At 54.2% G+C, this 17,102-nt stretch carries 16 protein-coding genes; 9 read left to right on the top strand and 7 right to left on the bottom strand.

Going from position 1 to position 17,102, the window contains the following annotated elements; genetic code table 11:
- Nucleotide 1: 1 nt before the first annotated feature.
- The 5 genes from SH528x_RS05360 (at nucleotide 2) to SH528x_RS05340 (ending at nucleotide 4,735) form a co-directional block, all read left to right on the top strand.
- The gene (locus SH528x_RS05360) at nucleotides 2-1,774 is read left to right on the top strand and encodes a SpoIIE family protein phosphatase (protein ID WP_442509497.1); all 1,773 of its coding nucleotides are present in this window, start codon (nucleotides 2-4) and stop codon (nucleotides 1,772-1,774) included.
- A 4-nt stretch (nucleotides 1,775-1,778) separates the two neighbouring features.
- Complete coding sequence (locus SH528x_RS05355) at nucleotides 1,779-2,063, top strand: acylphosphatase (RefSeq protein ID WP_442509496.1); 285 nt, start codon at nucleotides 1,779-1,781, stop codon at nucleotides 2,061-2,063.
- A 33-nt stretch (nucleotides 2,064-2,096) separates the two neighbouring features.
- Entirely contained in the window at nucleotides 2,097-2,843 is a 747-nt protein-coding gene (gene cmoA, locus SH528x_RS05350; RefSeq protein ID WP_442509495.1) for a carboxy-S-adenosyl-L-methionine synthase CmoA, read from the top strand.
- Entirely contained in the window at nucleotides 2,840-3,820 is a 981-nt protein-coding gene (cmoB, locus tag SH528x_RS05345; RefSeq protein WP_442509494.1) for a tRNA 5-methoxyuridine(34)/uridine 5-oxyacetic acid(34) synthase CmoB, read from the top strand. The genes cmoA and cmoB overlap by 4 nt, the downstream gene beginning before the upstream one ends.
- A 423-nt stretch (nucleotides 3,821-4,243) precedes the next feature.
- Nucleotides 4,244-4,735 carry a transposase gene (locus SH528x_RS05340; RefSeq protein ID WP_442509493.1) on the top strand — a complete coding sequence of 164 codons (492 nt, stop codon included), beginning with the start codon at nucleotides 4,244-4,246 and terminating at the stop codon, nucleotides 4,733-4,735.
- A gap of 1,096 nt (nucleotides 4,736-5,831) precedes the next feature.
- Here SH528x_RS05340 and SH528x_RS05335 read toward each other — a convergent pair.
- Nucleotides 5,832-6,641, bottom strand: coding sequence for an inositol monophosphatase family protein (locus tag SH528x_RS05335; RefSeq protein WP_442509492.1), 810 nt, complete (start codon nucleotides 6,639-6,641; stop codon nucleotides 5,832-5,834).
- 295 nt (nucleotides 6,642-6,936) lie between these two features.
- Here SH528x_RS05335 and SH528x_RS05330 point away from each other — a divergent pair, with 295 nt between their 5' ends.
- Nucleotides 6,937-7,281 (top strand): VOC family protein, encoded by a 345-nt coding sequence (locus SH528x_RS05330; protein ID WP_442509491.1) that lies wholly within the window; start codon nucleotides 6,937-6,939, stop codon nucleotides 7,279-7,281.
- Between the two features lie 47 nt (nucleotides 7,282-7,328).
- On the opposite strand, the gene SH528x_RS05325 is transcribed toward SH528x_RS05330, so the two are convergent.
- The 4 genes from SH528x_RS05325 to SH528x_RS05310 form a co-directional block, all read right to left on the bottom strand.
- Nucleotides 7,329-8,084 carry a helix-turn-helix domain-containing protein gene (locus SH528x_RS05325; protein ID WP_442509490.1) on the bottom strand — a complete coding sequence of 252 codons (756 nt, stop codon included), beginning with the start codon at nucleotides 8,082-8,084 and terminating at the stop codon, nucleotides 7,329-7,331.
- Between the two features lie 182 nt (nucleotides 8,085-8,266).
- Complete coding sequence (locus tag SH528x_RS05320) at nucleotides 8,267-9,256, bottom strand: site-2 protease family protein (RefSeq protein WP_442509489.1); 990 nt, start codon at nucleotides 9,254-9,256, stop codon at nucleotides 8,267-8,269.
- Nucleotides 9,257-9,778: 522 nt separating this feature from the next.
- Entirely contained in the window at nucleotides 9,779-10,291 is a 513-nt protein-coding gene (locus SH528x_RS05315) for a HEAT repeat domain-containing protein (protein ID WP_442509488.1), read from the bottom strand.
- Nucleotides 10,292-10,467: 176 nt separating this feature from the next.
- Nucleotides 10,468-11,349, bottom strand: a complete 882-nt coding sequence (locus SH528x_RS05310) for a YitT family protein (RefSeq protein ID WP_442509487.1) — start codon at nucleotides 11,347-11,349, stop codon at nucleotides 10,468-10,470.
- A gap of 394 nt (nucleotides 11,350-11,743) precedes the next feature.
- Here SH528x_RS05310 and SH528x_RS05305 point away from each other — a divergent pair, with 394 nt between their 5' ends.
- Together SH528x_RS05305 and SH528x_RS05300 are read left to right on the top strand one after the other, a co-directional pair.
- Entirely contained in the window at nucleotides 11,744-13,261 is a 1,518-nt protein-coding gene (locus tag SH528x_RS05305) for an ATP-binding protein (RefSeq protein WP_442509486.1), read from the top strand.
- 30 nt (nucleotides 13,262-13,291) lie between these two features.
- The gene (locus SH528x_RS05300) at nucleotides 13,292-14,743 is read left to right on the top strand and encodes a sigma-54-dependent transcriptional regulator (protein ID WP_442509485.1); all 1,452 of its coding nucleotides are present in this window, start codon (nucleotides 13,292-13,294) and stop codon (nucleotides 14,741-14,743) included.
- Nucleotides 14,744-14,775: 32 nt separating this feature from the next.
- On the opposite strand, the gene SH528x_RS05295 is transcribed toward SH528x_RS05300, so the two are convergent.
- Together SH528x_RS05295 and SH528x_RS05290 are read right to left on the bottom strand one after the other, a co-directional pair.
- Nucleotides 14,776-15,171, bottom strand: coding sequence for a GreA/GreB family elongation factor (locus SH528x_RS05295; protein ID WP_442509484.1), 396 nt, complete (start codon nucleotides 15,169-15,171; stop codon nucleotides 14,776-14,778).
- Nucleotides 15,168-15,575, bottom strand: coding sequence for an HPF/RaiA family ribosome-associated protein (locus SH528x_RS05290; protein ID WP_442509483.1), 408 nt, complete (start codon nucleotides 15,573-15,575; stop codon nucleotides 15,168-15,170). Before SH528x_RS05290 ends, SH528x_RS05295 begins: the two co-directional genes overlap by 4 nt.
- A 982-nt stretch (nucleotides 15,576-16,557) precedes the next feature.
- On the opposite strand from SH528x_RS05290, the gene SH528x_RS05285 reads away from it, so the two are divergent.
- A complete protein-coding gene (locus SH528x_RS05285) occupies nucleotides 16,558-17,022 on the top strand; it encodes an SRPBCC family protein (protein WP_442509482.1) in 465 nt (154 codons plus the stop codon).
- The last annotated feature ends 80 nt before the right edge of the window (nucleotides 17,023-17,102 follow it).

The raw sequence follows: 17,102 nt of genomic DNA, 5'->3' as shown, positions 1-17,102 counted from the left end.
TATGGCTTTCTTGTCGACAAGTTCGATCGGAGATGACGGCAGCGCAGAACGTTTTCGTCTGCAAGATGGCGAGACCGTGATCGGTCGGCACCCCGATTGCCATATCGTTGTCGATGCAGGAGCGGTGAGTCGCTACCACGCCAAAGTCGTCCATCGTGAAGGCGATTTCCTGGTCGAAGACTCCGGCAGTCGTAATGGCACTTTCTTGAATGGACAACTGCTGACGGAACCCGAGGTGCTGCGGGAAGGAGACCGGGTTCGTATCAGTGATGTGGAACTCGTCTATCATCAAGACGCCGTTCCAGAATTTGCCCAAGACCATAATCAAATGACGTTCGATGGTTCGAACTTCGGCATCATGATGGTCGAGGACGCGGATGCCGAGAAAATCAGTTCGTCTAAAGTCGAGTTCCGCAGCAGTAGTGAGGGACTAAAACTGTCGGCAACGCCGGAGGCGAAACTCGAGGCGTTGATGCGAATCAACAGCAACCTCAGCAACGCTTTGGGGCTCGACGAAGTCCTTCCCAACGTCCTGAACAGTTTGTTTGACATTTTTCCGGCTGCCGACCGCGGCTTCGTCGTGATGGAGAATGCCAGTGGCGCGCTAATTCCCCGTTGGGTCAAAACTCGCCAAGCACGCGATGAGAGCGAAACGGTTCGGATTAGTCGTACGATTATTCGTGAAGTGATGAAAACGGGCGAGGCAATTCTGTCGCTGGACGCGTCTGAAGACACGCGATTCGACAGTAGCCAATCGATCGCCGATTTTTCGATTCGGTCGATGATCTGTGCCCCGCTAATCGACGGTAGTGGCCAAGCCTTCGGCGCGTTGCAAATCGATTCATTAAAAGGACGTGGGCAATTTCGCGAGGAAGACACGGACTTGCTCAGCGGTGTGGCGGCTCAAGCCGGGGTCGTGATCAACAACGCGAGGCTGCATGAACAAGCGTTGCATCAGCGTGAGGTCGAACAAGATTTGAAATTGGCAACCGAAGTCCAACAGGCCTTCTTGCCCCAGTCCCCGCCGGACGCCCCTGGTTATCGCGTTTGCAGTTTTTATCAGGCGGCCAACCATATCGGAGGTGATTACTTCGATTACATTCATCTCGCGGATGGACGTATTGCCGTCGTGGTCGCCGACGTCGTCGGCCATGGTGTGGCGGCGGCAATGTTTATGGCAAAGTTGTCCGCAGAAACGCGGTTCTGCCTGGCGAGTGATCCCGATGTTGCACAAGCGGTCGAGCGACTGAACGACCGAATGAGTCGTCTGCATGTCGAGCGATTTGTCACATTCCTATTGGTTGTGATTGATCCGACCAGCGATTCGGTCACGATCGTTAACGCGGGACACATGGCACCGGTCGTTCGACTCGGCACCACGGGTGAGATCGTGGAACCCGGTCAAGAAGAATCGGGATTGCCGATTGCCATTGATGATGGCATGTCGTACGAAGCGGTCGAGTTTCCGATGTCAGTGGGTGACGTTGCGGTGTTGTATACCGACGGCATCAACGAAGCGATGGACAATGATGACGAAGAATTTGGTATTGATAAGGTCCGTGAGCTAACCGCGATCGGAGGAACCGCCGACGAAGTCAAAGATCGTTTGGTCGAAGCAGTACTCGAGCATGTCGGCGACGCTCCTCCTTTTGACGACATGTGCTTGGTGGTCATCGAGCGACTCGCGGCGGCAGGCCAATCGGTCGCTGACATCACCGACACTGCGGACCAAGATATGCTTGGCCAAATGACCAATGAGGATACAGGAATCTAAACCCATGAGCGATTCGCAAGTTCGTTATGTGGTACGGTTTTACGGTCAAGTCCAAGGCGTTGGTTTCCGTGCCACCGCATTGTCGCACAGTACGGGGCTCCGAGTACGCGGGTTTGTTCGAAACAAAGGCGACGGGTCAGTTGAATTGGATGTGGTCGGGCCAGAATGCGATCTGCGTGAGTTGGTGAAGAGAATCGAATCGTCGATGAAAGGCAACATTGATGACACGCAAGTCGAGTCGTTGCCTGCGGAAGAGCGTGTCGATGAGTTTCGGATTCGATTTTTTTGAACACAGTAGCAAATTGACAACTTTCGAGCTCCGATGAAACGAGACCGTATTTATTCGTTGCCTCACGAACGTGTTGGCGACTTTACGTTCGACGACCGCGTCGTCGATGTGTTTCCCGATATGATCGCTCGGTCGGTTCCCGGGTACGCTTCGATTTTGTCGATGATCGAGCAGTTGGCCGCTCGATTCGTGCAGCCGAAAACAAATGTCTACGATTTAGGATGTTCGCTTGGCGCGGCGACCCTGCTGATGCAGCGTCAGGTGCCCCAGGACTGCGTCATTCACGCGGTCGACAATGCACCGGCAATGATCGATAAGTTACGAACAAAACTGCCTGAGCCTGGCTCCGATTTAAGTCTCTGTGCGGTCGAGATTCACCAGGCCGACGTGTGTGGATTCCCAATGACCAACGCGTCCTTTGTCGTACTCAATCTGACGCTTCAGTTCATCGCCAAAGACCAACGTGCCGCACTGTTAACCGCAGTTGCCGACGCCATTGTGCCTGGGGGTGCGTTGCTGGTATCGGAGAAAATTTGTTTCGATGATGCGGGTCAACAATCGCTGCTGAATGATCTGCACCATGACTTCAAACGCGCCAATGGCTACAGCGATCTCGAGATCGCGCAAAAACGAACGTCGCTAGAGAATCGCTTGCTTCCCGAATCGATGCAAACTCACATCGATCGGCTTTATGCCGCAGGATTTGATTGCGTCGCACCCTGGTTCCAGTGCTTTAATTTTGCCTCGATCTTGGCGGTCAAAGCGGAGTCGGCAGCGTGACGTTATTTGATCGAGAGGCACTTTTTGAACAGCTACGCCGCCGCGAGCTTGCGGATTGGGCAAGTGAGTTGCGACGCATCTGCGGCGAGCGATTTCATCCATCCAAACACGGCAATCTCGACAAATGGACACGAGCTTGGCAGTCGCTGCCGGATTGCGAGGATGCGAGTGTTGACGCCAGCGGCAATGCGGTGACGGTTCGAGGCAGCTGTGCAGCGAGTCCCGAGAATGTTGAATCGCTGACGCAAACGCTGATGCAATTTCATCCGTGGCGGAAAGGGCCGTTCGAGTTATTCGGAATTCCGATTGATACCGAATGGCGATCCAATCTGAAGTGGGATCGTTTAGCCGCAGCGCTCGATTTTCGTGGCAAGTCGGTGCTCGATGTGGGCTGTGGTAACGGTTACTACGGATGGCGGATGCTTGATGCGGGTGCAGATTTCGTGCTCGGATGTGATCCGTACCTTTTGTATGTGATGCAGTTTGAAGTGTTGCGGCGATATGTCCGCGGCCCAGAGAAACATTTCATTGTACCGTTGGCGGACACCGATCTTCCTCAGGATCTGCAAGCGTTTGATATGACATTGTCGATGGGAGTGTTGTATCACCGAACCAGCCCGATTGATCACCTGCAAACGCTCGCCGAAACACTCAAGCCGGGCGGTCAGGTGGTGATCGAAACGCTTGTGGTCGAGTCGGATGCTGCGGAGGTGCTCGTTCCCGAGGATCGCTATGCCAAGATGCGCAACGTTTGGTTTATTCCTTCGGTACCGATGTTAAATCGATGGTTGGACCGGACCGGGTTTAAAAATATCGAGGTTATTGATGTGACCGCTACGACGTCGCACGAACAACGCTCGACGCCGTGGATGACCTTTCACTCGCTTGTCGATTTCCTGGATCCTGCGACCCCGTCACGAACCGTCGAAGGCTACCCGTCCCCGGTGAGAGCGATTGTCGTGGCAACAAAGTCGTAGGGAATCCGCTTCCCCGTATTGGATTTTGTGAGCCGTGACGCGTAAGCGGCCGGGTACCAGCGGTCAACGATGCAGCGTTCGTGCAGGACCCGGTGCCTTACGGCCCACGGCTCACAACCCATGCAACGCCCCGTGAGCCGTGACGCGTAAGCGGCCGGGTACCAGCGGTCCACGATGCAGCGTTCGTGCAGGCCCCGGTGCCTTACGGCCCACGGCTCACAATCCATGCAACGCCCCGTGAGCCGTGACGCGTGAGCGGCCGGGTATCTGCGGTCCACAATGCAGTGTTCGTGCAAGACCCGGTGCCTTACGGCCCACGGCTCACAACCCAGGCAACGCCCCGTGAGCCGTGACGCGTGAGCGGCCGGGTACCAGCGGTTCACAACCTGCAATGATATACTTATGTTGCTGGAGGTACTTCTGATGAATGCGATGCCACTCGGGTTGTTCATTACGTGGACAGCCTACGGGACTTTTCTGCCTGGGGATGCACGCGGTTGGAAACGCCGCAACGCTGGCCTTGAACTCGCCCAACCACGCTTGGAAACTTGGCATCGAGAGCGTTTATGCCACGATGTGATTCTGCTCGACAAGACGATGCAAGGTATTGTTGGAACTGCGATCCAAGAGATTTGCAGCATACGATCTTGGTTACTCTGGGCAACGTCGGTGAGAACCAATCATGTGCACGTCGTCGTCACCTCGCCGGAATATGATCCTAAACTGGTGCGAGATCAACTAAAGGCAAAGGCCACGCTGGAGCTTCGTCGAGCATTCGCAATTTGGAAGGGCCGTCCTGTTTGGACAGAAAAAGGAGATATTGAGTTCCTCGATAGTGAGTTTGAAATTGAGCAATGCGTGCTTTATGTTACTGAAGCCCAAGATCGCAAGGATCGCGATATCAATATGATGTGAGCCGTGACGCGTAAGCGACCGGGTATCTGCGGTCAACAATGCGGCGTTCGTGCAAGATCCGGTGCCTTACGGCCCACGGCTCACAAGCATGCAACACCCCGTGAGCCGTGACGCGTAAGCGGCCGGGTACCAGCGGTTCACAATGCAGCGTTCGTGCGAAGACCCGGTGCCTTACGGCCCACGGCTCACAACCCATGCAGCGCCCCGTGAGCCGTGACGCGTAAGCGGCCGGGTGCCTGCGGTTCACAATGCAGCGTTCGTGCAAGATCCGGTGCCTTACGGCCCACGGCTCACAAACAACGCAAAACCCCGTGAGCCGTGACGCGTAAGCGGCCGGGTATCAGCGGTCCACGGATGCAGCGTTCGCGTAGGACCCGGTGCCTTACGGCCCACGGCTCACAAGCATGCAACGCCCCGTGAGCCGTGACGCGTAAGCGACCGGGTATCTGCGGTCAACAATGCAGCGTTCGTGCAAGATCCGGTGCCTTACGGCCCACGGCTCACAACCCATGCAGCGCCCCGTGAGCCGTGACGCGTGAGCGGCCGGGTACCAGCGGTTCACGATGCAGCGTTCGTGCGAAGACCCGGTGCCTTACGGCCCACGGCTCACAAGCATGCAACACCCCGTGAGCCGTGACGCGTAAGCGGCCGGGTATCAGCGGTTCACAATGCAGCGATCGTGCAAGACCCGGTGCCTTACGGCCCACGGCTCACAATCCATGCAACGCCCCGTGAGCCGTGACGCGTAAGCGGCCGGGTATCTGCGGTTCACAATGCAGCGTTCGCGTAGGACCCGGTGCCTTACGGCCCACGGCTCACAAGCATGCAACGCCCCGTGAGCCGTGACGCGTGAGCGGCCGGGTACCAGCGGTTCACGATGCAGCGTTCGTGCGAAGACCCGGTGCCTTACGGCCCACGGCTCACAAGCATGCAACACCCGTGAGCCGTGACGCGTAAGCGGCCGGGTATCAGCGGTTCACAATGCAGCGTTCGTGTAGGACCCGGTGCCTTACGGCCCACGGCTCACAACCCATGCAACGCCCCGTGAGCCGTGACGCGTGAGCGGCCGGGTGACTCGTCAACCAGAATGCGATTGTTAGGGATGGTGTCGCTTGGTGATATTAATCATTGCCTCGTGCAGTTTGCTGTTGCTTGCGACAACGCTCGTCGTTGTTAGTGGCAAACCGTCTCCTTTGGCATCGCTTACCTGGCCACCCGCCTCCGTCACAAACAATCGTCCCGCGGCAAAATCCCAAGGAGAAAGCTGGTATTCAAAGAAGCCGCCGAATTGACCGCAGCCAACTTGGCAAAGGTCGAGCGACGCGGTACCGAACCGCCGGATGCCGTGAATGTCGTTGCCAAAAAACTCTTCGATCGCCGCCAGCGTACTTCGCATCATGTCACCGCGGTCATAATAGAAACCGCAACCGATCAAAACTTCGGAGAGCTTCTCGGAATTGCAAACCGACGCAGGCACCCCGTTGATCGCGGCGCCGCCCCCTTTCGTTGCCGTAAACATCTCATCGCGAACCGGATTGAATACCGCACCGACGATTGCTTCACCGCGGTGATAGTAGGCGATCGAAACGGCGAAATGAGGCAAACGGTGTGCGAAGTTGTTGGTGCCGTCCAGCGGGTCGATGATCCATAAATGTTCGGCGTCGGTGGCTCCGCCAGCCAACGCTTCTTCGCCCAAAAGTTCGTGCTCGGGATAACGTGTTCGCAAAAAGTTTGCGATCGTTTGCTCGCTTTCGAGGTCCGCATCACTGACCAAATCGTAAGTTTTGCCGCCAGATTCGGACTTGTTGCGGATCGTTACGCCATCGCGGAAATAGCGAAGCAGAATGTCGCCCCCGGCACGCGCTGCACTAGTGGCGGTCAGTAAAAGTTCATCTCGATCGAGCATCAGAAAGTCTCGGTTGCGAATACAGGAAAGGTCGTTCAACTACATTACCAAGGAAACCCCTGAACACCGAAGCCCCCCATGAATCGAGGGAGACTGCAAATGAGGTGATTTTCGATTTTTGCTCTGCCTGATAACCTAGATGCACGACAAGGAATCTTGACGCTGTAAAACGTGCGAAAGTTAACTGTCGGATTTCGCCGTAGCTGCCGTCGCCAGACGGCGGAAATCGACGCTCTGGCGAGCGCAGCTACGATAGTAATAAGCCGCTCGCTCGTTAGCGTTAAGGATGGGACAAATGGAAATTTCAGCGGTCACGCTGCTGACGACTTGTATGCCGACAGCGGTTCGCTTTTATCAGCAAGTCGGTTTTGAATTACATCGCGGAGGAGAGGACGCCCGATTCACCACTTTTCAAGTGGGTGAGCACCATTTGAATTTGCGATTAGGCAATACGGATGAGTCGCCCGCCAGCAGCACATTGGTGATCTTTGCGGTGGACGATGTGGACGAAGCCTATCGGATGTTCGTCGAGCGTGGGCTGAAGCCTGAATTCGCCCCCCGTGATGCGGATTGGGGCGAACGTTACTTCCATATTCGCGATCCCGACGGCCACCCGCTCAGTTTTGCTCAGCGTTTGTAATCGCAGTACGTTGCGGTGGTTCTGACTGTCGCGTTGTGGACCATGGATCATTTGTTTCGGTACTGTTGTCGGTAGGCACGCGGCGATACCCCGGTCAGGCGTTTAAAATAGCGAGTGAAATGGCTTTGATCCCAATAGCCAATTTTCAGGGCAATGTCGCAGATCGAATCATCGCCACCTTCTAGCAGTAAACGGGCTTGTTCGATTCGCAGAGTGTGAAGAAAACGGGTCGGCGACATCCGCAGCAGTTGTTTAAATTGGCGGTTCAGGTGCGTCATCGAAAGTCCCGTCATTTCGCCAATTTCATGAATCGAGACTGCCTCGGTATAGTGTTTCTCAAGATAGCGAATCGCGGGCGCAAGTCTCTCGAATGACTTGTGAACCGCGTCCGGCGTTTTGACGGGATAACGAACTCCGGCGATGCCAATCACTTCTGCGGCAGCGCAGAGGGGAACCTTGGACGAGCGGTACCAGCCCGGCTTTCCACGTTTGTCCATCACAAACCAGAGCTCATTCAAGATCGGCGTGCCTGCCGTCATCACTTGCTCGTCTTCGCGAATGTAAGCATCGGCCAGCATCCGCGGGTGGAAATCGCGATCAGTCCGGCCGAGGTACGCTGCCGGCTCCGTTACGTTCTTAGCCATCAGCATCGCTTCGTTGCCCGCAACGTAGCGACTCTGCCGGTCTTTCGCGTAAAAGACGGTGCCCGGCAAGACGTCGAACAAACTCAGCAACGAGTGGGCCACTGGATAGCGGTGAAAGAACTCTGGGTCATAACAGTTTGACGATGTCGAGATGCTCATGGTCAAATCATACAAAAGATGATGACTCTGCATCCAGCCTAGTGCTTTGTCAGTCTTCGGGTTGCCCGTAGTGGATCTTGCTAAAGATCCTCATGCACCCAAGGAACAGGGAGCTTTAGCAAGCTCCACTACGTTAGATCACAATCTTCGACATCATCGGCTCTCGGCTCAGCCGTCCTGCGTTAGATTGAACGCAGGGTGTGCATCGGGATGATCCGCAAGGCCAACAAACGTTCGATGGCCATCGCACCGCGGCCTTCGCTAACCGCTTGTTGAAGGTCGCGTTTGTAAATCATTCCCACGACCGAACCTCCGCTGGAAACCAAAAACTCTTCTAGCGAGTTATTGCCCAACCAACCCAATGCGTTGCCTGCGTTCCATTGACTGCTGATGATGGGCAGCGAACGGACGTCCGGAAATTTTGGGCCTGAACGGTTCAGCAATTTTGCCTTGACGGCTTCACTTGAGCCATCATTCCAAGGCGTAGAAACTTGGTCGTTGCGAGTCTCGTTGGCCGCCATCAGTGCTTCGCCCCGAGCGGCAAGGAAAATGAACCCGGCAATGAAAACGAGCATCAAGTTGCCGCTGATCAATCCCACCAAACCAAAGCCGACTGCCGTGATTTGACCCACGTTTGCAGCGATCCGTGTCGCCGCAGCGTAGGGCATCACCATCGCCAGAAGTGATCGCAGCACACGACCACCATCCATTGGGAAGGCCGGCAGCATATTGAATACCACCAAGGCAACGTTGACGATTGCGAGGCGACTCAGAAAGGAAGAGACCGCGCCTGCGCTGGGATCGAAAACTAGAAAGCCAAGAAAGATTGCCGCTGCGATGACGACGTTTACTGCCGGACCGGCAACGGCGATCGCTAACTCGTGGGCCGGGCGGCGAGGCATCCGCGAGAGGCTGGCCACGCCCCCAATCGGTAGCAGCGTGATGTCGCGAGTCGGAATGCCGAACCGACGTGCCATCAGGGCATGACCATATTCATGGAACAACACACATGCGAATATCGAAAGCACAAACAGCACCGAGACGGTCGCCCCTGCGATGCCGCTGCCTGCAGCCAGACTTGAAAAATAGATCCACAAAGGAACGAGCAAAAACGTCCAGTGAATGCGAACGTCAATACCTACGAATCGTCCCAAATGCCATGAACCGCCCATGAATCAATCTCCTTGAAAAAGTTGGACTCAAGGGCTCTCTATCATTGCACACGCTGTGCCAACGAAATCCGACTGCCAGATTTGCGGGAATGGCAAAAAACGTTGTTTTTGCGGTACTAAAACGTCGAAAAGAAAGGGGCGTGAACCCCCAATGGGGCAATTTGCCTCCATTCCCCCCCTGACGAAAAACGTGCAGACTCTGAGGGACAAGATGCTTCAAGCCTGCGTATGCCATCGCTGTGGCAGGTGAGTGCAGAGCCGTGGTTAGGCTAGCTCGCAAAACGGAAGTTCCGTCCGGTTTTCTGGTCCCAGGCTCTGCCTAACGCCGTAAACGATTTTAGACTGCAAATTACAGCATTTGCGTTTCGTAGCTACGCTCGCCAGAGCGTGGATTGTTGGCATCAAATGCGAATAACCACCATCTGGCGAAGGTAGCTACTAGAAAATCGTTCACGGCGTTGGGCAGAACCCGGGTACGAGGGTTTCCAAAGCGGATGAAGCCTGTTTTTTGGCACTAGCGATTTAATCGCGGGCCGATCCGTCCCCCCGAAGTACTTGCAGAGCACGATAGGCGGCGATGGGGGCGGACAAGCGAGGTTCGACGCCTTCGAGTGCCTCCATGACTTTTGCGACGACGTCGCGATGTTTGCCATGTTTGCGGATTTCTTTCAACGCATGATGAGCGACTTTGTAAAACGATCCCGAGCGACTCGAACGGGTCAGTCCGCTTAGCACCGCCTGCAATCCGACTTCGCCCATCTCGGCCACTCCTTCGGCGGCGACCCAGGCAACATCGTGGTCATCGTCGTCCATCGCGTGAACCAGTGGCAATGCGGCGATGGAGTCTCCGATTTGCGACAACGCCTTTGCGGCTTCCCAGCGGACTTGGTGACGATAGTCGACTAACTCTGCAATCAGAGCCTCGGTCACGTCACGGCTTTCCGCTGCGACCAACGCGTTGCGGGCTTTCTCGCGGGTGACGCCATCATCAGATGCAAGCTGCTGGATGGCCGCGTTGATTTCACTCGTATCCATGGGATGCTGTTCCTGGCGTTGGAGGTTCGTTGGGTGTCTGCCCGGGAGCCGACAAACAAAGCAAAACCGCTGACTTAACGGAAGTAAATTTTGTCGCGTCTCGTCATCCGCTAGTATACCAAAGGATCAGGCCTGAAAACAAATCAAACCTCGTCGTGTTTGCTTTCAGCTTACGGCTAACCAATCGGAGTGATGTAATAGCGGCGAGAAATTCCCTCGATATCGTGATGGTAGTAAAAACAGTGGGGGTCGGACATCTCGATCGCGTCGATCAATGGCGGCAACTCTTCTTGGGTTACAATCGTGCGGACCATCGAAAACGAATCACCGCTGTGCCCGCCAACGCCCTGTTGCACCGTGTAGGTGCGATGCTTTGAGGCGGCTTTGATTGCGTTTCCCACCGAGTCGGTGTTGCGAGTGATCACGACCAGCATCGAGATTTTGAACTTGTGGTAAAGGTTGTTCAACGTTTCGGCAGACGCAAAAATGTAAATGCAGGTATACATCAATGTGTTGATAACCGATTCAAAGTCGCCGTTCTTAAACATCACCATGGCAAGTCCGAAAGCGGTTGACCCCACGGCGGCAATGATCGCGATCGATCCGACCGGCTTTAGGTATTTCATCGCAAAGTAGGCGCCAAGAATATCTTCGTCGCCTGTAGAGCCCCGATTCTGAAACGCAATCGCTTTGGCGACTCCTGCGAGCAATCCACCAAATATCACTAGAATGATTCGCTCGTTCTGAGGTTCGGGCTGCGCAAATCGCAGTTCTGGTAGAACCGCCAGTGAGACCACCACCGTGACTACGACAATGAGCGACCGAAGTGCAAAGACGCGACTCACCCGCGCGAATGCGAACGAAATCAAGATCAGCTGAAACACCAGATACAGGATGATGAATAGCCAATAGCTGTCGAAATAATAGGACAGCGTGGCGGCGATCCCTTCAGTCCCTGTCAGAATAACTTGCGACGGCAAAACGAAATACTTTAGCGCGATCGCATAGAGCATCCCTGCACAAAAAATCAGACCATACTCAACAACTCCTCGGAACATGCGATTTCATCCTGACGCAGACGGTTTTATGGACGCCCATGCGAGGACGCAGTATGGGGTGAATTATGCATTTTCAAGACAATTGAACTATGGGCCGCAGTGACATTTTTGGAGTGTCCGTAGGCCGATGAAGCTAACAATGGGGACCGTCAAAACAGGGGGGATCGACTCGCCGATACCGTCGTTAGTTCACAAAAATTCACGATTCCATAGGCGAGGCACAAGGTTTGCCGATATTTCGATTGCCGTTCGTGAAGGCTTGTGATGCCCCGCAAGAAATGGCTCGTTTCCATGTTTAAATTGCAACGAATTAGGCAGGTATGACACTCACGAAAAGTCGAAATTACGTTTCTTCGACTGAATTTCAATCAATTCACCCCCCGAGACCGATCCGATGAGGCTGAGAAATAAGCTGGGTATGATTTTACCCGTGACCGGCTTTCTGCTGCTTTGCCTTGGGTTTTCCGGGGCCTGGTATGTTTTGCAGTTGCAGCACCAGAACTCGCGATTGCTTGACGTCAATGTGGCCAGTATCCGAGCGGCCGAAGAGATCGAATTGGTCGTACGCGAGATGCGGCACGAGCTTGGGTTGTATTTGCTGACGGAGGATCGCGAACACCTGATGACGGCGGTCGACAAGCAACCCGAAGCACAGGAATGGTTGACTGCAGCGATCGCGTTATCGACATCAGATGAAGAGAAAGTGTGTCTCTCGGAAGTTTCGCAAGGTTTAAAAGAGTATTTCGTTGAACTTCATCAGCTTGTTGACGATCCGGCGGCCGATATTTCTAGCGAGTCGGTCGGGAAGCTTTTGGGAGAGACGCTGTCGGGCCAGGTTCTCGCGGCGGCTCACCAGTACCTCGATCTGAACGAAAAAGAACTCGAGCAAAGCAACCAAGAAAACAAAGCGATGGCTCAGAAGATCGCGTTGGTGATGGCCCTGCTCGGTGCATGTGCTGGCGTCGTCGGGCTGGAGGCTGGGTATGGCGTGGCCCGGGCGATCAGTCGGTCGATGTTTCTACTGACCGTGCCGATTCGTGATGTCGCGGGAAAGCTCGATACGGTCGTAGGCCCCATCAAAGTTTCTGCGGACCCCACTCTGGAAGACCTGCAATTGGTCTTGGAGAATGTTTCGAATCGAGTGGGGGCTGTCGTTGAACAACTTCAGCAGCGACATCACGAAGTGATTCGCGCCGATCAACTTGTGGCGGTAGGCCAATTGGCGGCCGGGTTGGCGCACGAGATCCGCAACCCGCTGATGTGCATGAAGACATTGGTTCAATCCGCACGACGAAAAAACGAATCGGCAAGTTTGAATGCAACTGACTTGGCGGTTTTGGACGAAGAGATTACTCGTGTGGACAGTCTGTTGCAAATGTTTCTCGATTTTGCTCGCCCGACGCCGCTGCAATCCAAGCCGGTTGAACTAGCGCCGATCGTGCAGCAAACACTTGATCTTGTTGCCAGTCGTGCCAAGGCACGGCAAATCCAAATCGAGTGCAAAATGCCGAACGAGCCAATCACGGTTCAAGGGGATGCGGCACGTTTAAGGCAGGTGCTTTTGAATTTGCTGCTCAACGCTTTTGACGCGGTTCCCAGTAACGGTCACATCGTCGTCGAGGTTCAATGTCAACGCCGTCGTCCAGGCGAGGGACCATTCAGCAACGATTCGCTTGATTGGGTATGTTTGAGTGTGACGGACAACGGTTGCGGTTTGCCCGCCGCTCAGCGTGATCGCATTTTCGAACCCTTTTTTAGTACCAAGAATCCCGGTGTGGGGCTCGGGTTGGCCGTCTCGAAGCGGATCATTGATGCTCACGAAGGCCAATTAACGGCGGAGGATCTGGATCGAGGGGGTACCGTGTTCAAGGTGATGTTGCCGTTGTCCGGCGTGCTGTCGGAAGTGCGATAGTCGATCTCTCTTTGCTTTCTGGAATCTGAAGTGCCAAAATTAATCATCATCGATGACGAACCGAACTTGCTCTACTCGCTCAAGAAAAGTTTGCAAACAGACGAATTGGAAGTGATCACGGCAGCTACTGGCGAGCAGGGGATTGCTGCCTTTGAAGAGCATCGCCCCGACGCTGTGATCTTGGATGTGCGGTTACCCGATATGTCGGGGCTGGATGCCTTTGCTCGCCTGCACAAACTCGACTCACGAATTCCTGTGATCATCATCACCGCGTTTTCGACAACCGAGACCGCGATCGAAGCGATGAAACGAGGTGCGTTTGAATATTTGTTGAAACCGGTTGAGTTTGAAAAATTGTTATCGACCGTCCAGCGAGCGGTCGAAATTCGCCAGCTGGGGAGAGCCGCAAAGGACTTTTCCGTTACCGCCGAAGGGGACGCGACTCCTGAACAAATTGTCGGTCGTTCGCCTGCGATGCAAGAAGTTTATAAGGCAATTGGCCAAGTTGCCCCTCAAGATGTCAATGCGTTGATCTTAGGAGAGAGCGGGACGGGAAAAGAGATGGTCGCACGCGCGATTCTGCAACACAGCCGTCGCGCTGATGGCCCATTTTTAGCAATTAATTGCGCCGCGTTACCCGAGAACTTGCTTGAAAGTGAGTTGTTCGGTCATGAACGTGGGGCTTTCACAGGTGCGGAAAAACGCCGTGTCGGCAAGTTTGAACAAGTCGATGGCGGTACGATTTTTCTCGATGAAATCGGGGACATGACTCCTGCGACTCAGGCCAAAGTGTTGCGTTTGTTGCAAGACGGAAGTTTCGAGCGAGTCGGCAACAACGAAACGATCCGAGTCAACGTGCGAGTCATCGCCGCGACCAATCGAAACCTGCTGGAAATGGTCAAAGAAGGCGACTTTCGCGAGGATCTGTATTATCGGCTCAGTGTGTTCACGATCCAGTTGCCTCCGCTGCGAGAGCGTGCCGAGGACATCCAGATCTTCGTCGAGCACTTCGTCAAACTTTTCAACGAAGATTTGCACAAGCAGGTCCGCTCGATTGCTCCGGATGCAATGTCACGACTGAAGCAATACTCTTGGCCGGGCAACGTGCGTGAACTGCAAAGTGCGGTGAAGCATGCATTGGTACGAAACGTGGGTGAGGTTCTGACCGTCGATTCGTTACCTGCATCGTGTCGCGGTGAGATGCCGACGGCCCCCACCGCAGTGTGCTCGAAATTGGACGTGGCGAATCTTCAGCAGTTCGTCAATGAACTGCTTTCTGAAAACCAACCTAATCTGTATCAGAAACTGCACAACGAGATTGATCGGATCGCACTGCCCGAAGTGCTGAGCCATGCGGGCGGAAACCAAGCTCAAGCGAGCGAGATTTTGGGGATAGCACGTAGTACGTTACGAACCAAAATCACTGACCTGGGGCTGACGTTTGAGAAACGACTGAGGTCGGAAACGGAACATCAAGATTGATGTTCCCGACATTCCAAGTCGTTTTGCGAGGATCACGCCAATATTCGTAACACGGTGAAGCGACGTCGTCGGCCGTTCGCGTCGTCCACAACGACTTCGTCTCCCAAGCGACAGCCCAGTATTTGGGCGCCGAGTGGCGACAAAATGGACAAGTCGTTTGCCGAATAGCCGGCGACATTGGGATAACACAACCAATGCTTGATCACTTCGCCGGTCGTTTGGTCTTGTAGATAGAACGGCGAATTCATCGAAACAAGTTCGCCCGATATCTGAGACGCTTCGACACACTCGGCATGCTGCAAACGTTCACGTAGCGAACGCAGCACCTCGATCGAGGCATACCTGCAAAGCGTGGGATCATCCAGCAGTCCCGTGATCTGTGCATGATCGCGAGTAGTCACCGTGTACTTTATGGCGAGGGATTTCATGGCGTCTTTCCCCATTGTTGGTCATCCATCTCGAAAAGTTCCGGCGATTCAGTGAGACCGATATCCGGAATATGTCGATGAGAGATTTTTTTGACTCGACGGTCTTGTCGTGATTTCACTCGCTTCGTCATTGCGAAACCAGCACGGCGAATTGCCTTGGACACCGATGCTCCGACGCTTGCGCCCGTTTCTGTGACCACCACTGTTTCCGCGCCGTTCAAAGTAACCACGAGTCGGCACTGTTTGCAGATGCCGCCGCGGGGACCGTTGATATCGTCAAGGCACACCGTAACTTTTTGCACCCACCGGTCGAGTCGCTGGAATGATTGCTGCAAACGTGTTTCGATGTAATTGCGAAGCTTGTTGCCTACTGCGACTCGGTTACTGCTGATTACTAACTTCATCTGGCGAGTTCCTTAATAGTGGAAACAGTGAAACGATCTTCGAACAACGCGGTGGTTACGCATCCTCGGTTGGGATGACAGAAGAGGAATTAGTTAAGCAATCGCCACCACACGACGGCTCCTAATGTGATGCAGCCGCTGACCAAAATGGACAGCGTGACTCGAAAGGTTCGCAGACGCTGATTGACTCGGTCGCTGCGATCCATTGATATCGATATTTTACTCCGATCGATTACTGGTGTGTGGGTGTCGCGTAGAAGGGCGGGTGATTCTCTCGCTTGATTTCCTACGGAATGGGGGGCAGCTGAGTTGGGCGCGTGCCAACAAAAATCCGTTTTTTCATTGAGGGATGTGCCGTTAATTTTCGTCGACTTGTTCACGTGAACACACTCCGTCGAATTGCACTTTCGCACTCTGACGAAAATTCCGATCGTTTTGGTGGTAGCAAAGTCAGGAGCATCTTTGTGCAAGAAAATCGCATATTTATCCAGTTTTCTTCTGGGGTTTTGTTGCCAGACCGCTGATTTGCCAAGCAGGACCGCATCAGCGATGCGAACAGAACACGAGGGTGTGGCAAAGAGTGTGCCAAACCATGTTTCGGCTTGCATCGTAGCACTCCTTTGACGCGAGAACCGCTGGTTTCTCGGCAGACTTGACACGATCGCGCTGCGGTTTTGTGGGTTCGCTACGCCGCATGACATGCGAGGCGAGCGAGACGGGCGATTCAGTCGCGTCTGAATATCAATCCCGACGGCTGAAAATACAACGGCTTGAGGAAGCGGGCATAACTGCGACCAAATCACGGCCGCACCCTTTTTCGCGGGCGGCATTCGACGATCTGAAAAAAAGAGAAAAAATTGATCCTGGTGTCGAAGCATACGCAGCGCGTACCTGGATACCGCTTACTATTTGTAATTGATTCAATGGATTCGCAAGTTACATAGCCACAAATTACATAACCGATAATTTCCTGAGGTAGACGATGTCAAACGCGGTTTCCAATTCGATTGAAAAGCAGGTTGTCATCCAAGCCCCAGTCGGCTTCGTATGGCGGGCCTTGGTCGACTATCGCGAATTCGGCGAGTGGTTTCGCGTCAAGCTAGAAAAGCCCTTCGTCCAGGGCGAAACGACACAGGGACAAATCACCTATCCCGGCTATGAACATGTCCGCATGAAAGCTCGCGTCGACGCAATCGAGCCGATGAAGCGATTTGCATTTTCATGGCATCCTGGGGCCGTCGATCCCAACATCGATTACACCGAAGAACCATTGACGCTGGTTGAATTTTTTCTCGAAGAAGCAGATTCAAGCACGACGCTGACGGTCATCGAATCGGGTTTCGATGCGATTTCGCCGGACCGCCGAGAGGAAGCGTATCGTATGAATGAAGGTGGTTGGGAAGAACAGGTAAAAAACATTCGCGACTACGTCGAGTCAAATGGTTAAACGAATTGCCTCTAAGCAGGTCGGTCGGTATGTACCGGTGAAACGTCGATCCTTTTGTGAGCCGTGGGCCGTAAGGCACC

It is taken from the genome of Novipirellula methanifontis, assembly GCF_052161655.1.
GTDB lineage: Bacteria > Planctomycetota > Planctomycetia > Pirellulales > Pirellulaceae > Novipirellula.
The sequence above is the reverse complement of the archived record's forward strand: the minus strand, read 5'-3'. Positions and strand labels throughout refer to the sequence as shown.

Bases quoted from the DNA above. Each gene is read 5' to 3' on its own strand.
- SH528x_RS05360 (WP_442509497.1), top strand. From the start codon at position 2: ATGGCTTTCTTGTCGACAAGTTCGATCGGAGATGACGGCAGCGCAGAA.
- SH528x_RS05355 (WP_442509496.1), top strand. From the start codon at position 1,779: ATGAGCGATTCGCAAGTTCGTTATGTGGTACGGTTTTACGGTCAAGTC.
- cmoA (WP_442509495.1), top strand. From the start codon at position 2,097: ATGAAACGAGACCGTATTTATTCGTTGCCTCACGAACGTGTTGGCGAC.
- SH528x_RS05340 (WP_442509493.1), top strand. From the start codon at position 4,244: ATGAATGCGATGCCACTCGGGTTGTTCATTACGTGGACAGCCTACGGG.
- SH528x_RS05335 (WP_442509492.1), bottom strand. From the start codon at position 6,641: ATGCTCGATCGAGATGAACTTTTACTGACCGCCACTAGTGCAGCGCGT.
- SH528x_RS05330 (WP_442509491.1), top strand. From the start codon at position 6,937: ATGGAAATTTCAGCGGTCACGCTGCTGACGACTTGTATGCCGACAGCG.
- SH528x_RS05325 (WP_442509490.1), bottom strand. From the start codon at position 8,084: ATGAGCATCTCGACATCGTCAAACTGTTATGACCCAGAGTTCTTTCAC.
- SH528x_RS05320 (WP_442509489.1), bottom strand. From the start codon at position 9,256: ATGGGCGGTTCATGGCATTTGGGACGATTCGTAGGTATTGACGTTCGC.
- SH528x_RS05315 (WP_442509488.1), bottom strand. From the start codon at position 10,291: ATGGATACGAGTGAAATCAACGCGGCCATCCAGCAGCTTGCATCTGAT.
- SH528x_RS05310 (WP_442509487.1), bottom strand. From the start codon at position 11,349: ATGTTCCGAGGAGTTGTTGAGTATGGTCTGATTTTTTGTGCAGGGATG.
- SH528x_RS05305 (WP_442509486.1), top strand. From the start codon at position 11,744: ATGAGGCTGAGAAATAAGCTGGGTATGATTTTACCCGTGACCGGCTTT.
- SH528x_RS05295 (WP_442509484.1), bottom strand. From the start codon at position 15,171: ATGAAATCCCTCGCCATAAAGTACACGGTGACTACTCGCGATCATGCA.
- SH528x_RS05290 (WP_442509483.1), bottom strand. From the start codon at position 15,575: ATGAAGTTAGTAATCAGCAGTAACCGAGTCGCAGTAGGCAACAAGCTT.
- SH528x_RS05285 (WP_442509482.1), top strand. From the start codon at position 16,558: ATGTCAAACGCGGTTTCCAATTCGATTGAAAAGCAGGTTGTCATCCAA.